Annotated in this window: 2 protein-coding genes; one reads left to right on the top strand and one right to left on the bottom strand. The window is 34.8% G+C overall.

From position 1 onward, the window contains the following. Positions 1 to 690 precede the first annotated feature (690 nt). Positions 691 to 1668, top strand: coding sequence for a TerC family protein (locus NI468_RS15915; RefSeq protein WP_004761028.1), 978 nt, complete (start codon positions 691 to 693; stop codon positions 1666 to 1668). A 270-nt stretch (positions 1669 to 1938) separates the two neighbouring features. Here NI468_RS15915 and NI468_RS15910 read toward each other — a convergent pair whose 3' ends face one another. Next, entirely contained in the window at positions 1939 to 2505 is a 567-nt protein-coding gene (locus NI468_RS15910) for a recombinase family protein (protein ID WP_004282172.1), read from the bottom strand. Positions 2506 to 2800: the final 295 nt, after the last annotated feature.

The raw sequence follows: 2800 nt of genomic DNA, 5'->3' as shown, positions 1-2800 counted from the left end.
ATCTTGCTGTTCAAGCCACTGATTAAATAGATCTGTCGTAATGACTGTCCACATACCACAACCAAAATATAGATTATAGTCTATATTTTAGGGGCATTATGTTTGTTTTGCAAATGAGAAAGGATAGGCAATAAAAAAGCCCGACATCCTGTCGGGCTTTTCCATATTTGGCGCTTAGATCTGACTCCTGTCTGATCTCACGTTCCTTGTTGTTCATCTTATTCTTTTTATCTGGAGCATCCTGCTCTCTATGTCTTCATGATAGGAAATTTCCAGTATTGCGGATAGCAGCAAAGGGCCGAGATTGGTATGAGCCAGGGCTTACAAAATAGCCTAAATTTTATCCACAAAAAATGTGGATAATTTTGGACATTGAGGCATTGATAAAATTTGAAAAATCTCAAAACTGACTATTTTTTAGTCAAATTTATTGGCAAAACATATCAAAACCGCTCATAAAAAAGCCGACTTGTTTCAAAATCGGCTTTTTGGCATTTTTAGATTTTTATCATTTAAATAAGTATCTGATATTTATATTAATATACAAGTGTACTTCGTATAACGCCCATTATGTTAAATGGGGGATTTATGAATTCTGAATATATCTTTATATGTAAATAAATATTGACAAGTATTATTGATAATGAGCATATCTTCTCATATAAGCACAAGTATATGCAGAGGAAAACTATGGACGTTCTATTTTCGAATTTTTTAGATAAACCTGTTTGGATGTGGATTTTCTTTATCCTTATTGTACTTGTCCTGCTTATTCTAGATCTTGGAGTATTTCATCGTAAGGTAAGAGAGATTGGTGTTAAAGAAAGCTTAGCACTATCAGCATTTTATATTACATTAGGTTTACTTTTCGGCGCATGGGTGTGGTGGTATCTCGGACCCACGGCAGGGATTAACTATGTAACCGGTTTTGTAATTGAAAAATCATTAGCGATGGATAATATCTTTGTCATTGCAATGATTTTTTCATATTTCTCGATACCAAGAATTTATCAGCATAGAGTCTTATTTTGGGGAATTATAGGTGTAATTTTTCTAAGAGCTATCATGATTGGCGTGGGCGCAACACTGGTTAGCCAATTTTCATGGGTTCTTTATATATTTGCAGCCTTTCTTATTTTTACAGGGATAAAAATGTGGCTAAGTGTTGATAAAGAATATGAAGTCGGAAATTCTCCTATTTTGAACTTTATTAAAAAAAGATTTCGTGTCACTGAGCAGCTTCATGCAGAGAAGTTCTGGGTGAAAAAGATTGATCCAAAAACTAACCAATTAACCTGGTTTATGACACCACTTTTTCTAGCCTTGATCATGATTGAATTTGTAGATCTGATCTTTGCAATAGATAGTGTTCCTGCGATTTTTGCGATTACGACAGATCCATTTATTGTTTATACTTCAAATATTTTCGCAATTTTGGGATTACGTGCTTTATATTTTGCCCTATCAGCAATGGTCGACCGCTTCCATTATTTGAAGTACGCATTAGCAGTATTGTTAGTCTTTATTGGATCAAAAATTTTTATAGCTGATGGATTAGGTATAGCAAAAATTCCACCGCCAGTCTCCCTTTCGATCACGTTCATCATCTTGTTTACAGGAATTCTATACTCTCTTTGGAAAACAAAAGATCAAAGTACTCATAGGTAAAAATTACAATCCTTTAAATAATTAATAGCTACCAATAAAACAGTGGCTGTTAATTATTCTGATTATAAGTTTTCCTAAAATTAACATAATACACCTTATACGAAATACTTGATATTTATCATTAAATTTCAGTATATTAGATCAAGCCGTTGTGGGGCATAGGGTACCAGAGCGGCTTTTTATTGATTATTTATGTTCCACGCTTAAAATTCGAACAATGTTTCATGATTTTTATAAGTTAAACTAAATTTAGTTGCCAATCCCAATAAGCTATTCACTAACTTGTAAATATCGGTATACCGCCTGACGACTAATCCCAAAAGCTTTTCCTAATGCCATTTTTGATGGATACTTCCCTTCCCTCCATGCTTGTCGTAAAGCTTCAGCTTGGTCAGGCTTTAGTTTATGCACCCGACCTTTGTACTTCCCCTGAGCAGAGGCGAGTTTTATTCCTTCCTTTTGCCGCTCTAAAATGATCTCACGTTCGAACTGTGCAAAAGCACCCATCAATTGCAGCATCAAATTATCCATCGGGGTGGATTCGGCCGTAAAAGTAATATTTTCTTTTACAAACTGGATGGCAATCCCTCGTTTGACCAGTTTATCTACTTCAGTGACCAAATCTTTCAGGCTTCGCGCAAAACGATCCATGGAATGTACAATCACCCTGTCCCCTTCCCGGACATAGTTCAACATTTCCTGAAATTTAGGTCGGTCAGTATTTTTACCTGAAGCACGGTCAACAAAAATCCGGTCGACTTCAATTCCCTCAAGTTGACGTCCAGTGTTTTGCTCGACAGAACTTACCCGGATATACCCTACTTTTTGGCCTTTCAATTTTTCACGCCCCAATTGGATAAAAATGAACAATTTCGTAAATTATAAATCTTTAATACTAAAGTTACATGTTATTTATGATTAAAAATCATTTAAATGATACATAATTTTCATGAACTTTCAGATTGTAACTTTAGGGTATACTCTAAGTATACAAAATATATATGTGCAATTTTAATTTGTTCGTCATGAAATACATAAAATGGGCTTTGTTGCACAAACCTATCTGTAAAGGGTTTTTCAGCGATATAATTTTCAAATGAAGAAGCCTACACACAAAATCTACCGCACAACC

The sequence above is a fragment of the Acinetobacter lwoffii genome (genome assembly GCF_024129355.1).
Classification (GTDB): Bacteria; Pseudomonadota; Gammaproteobacteria; order Pseudomonadales; family Moraxellaceae; genus Acinetobacter; species Acinetobacter lwoffii_I.
This window is presented reverse-complemented; position numbering and strand designations above follow the sequence as displayed.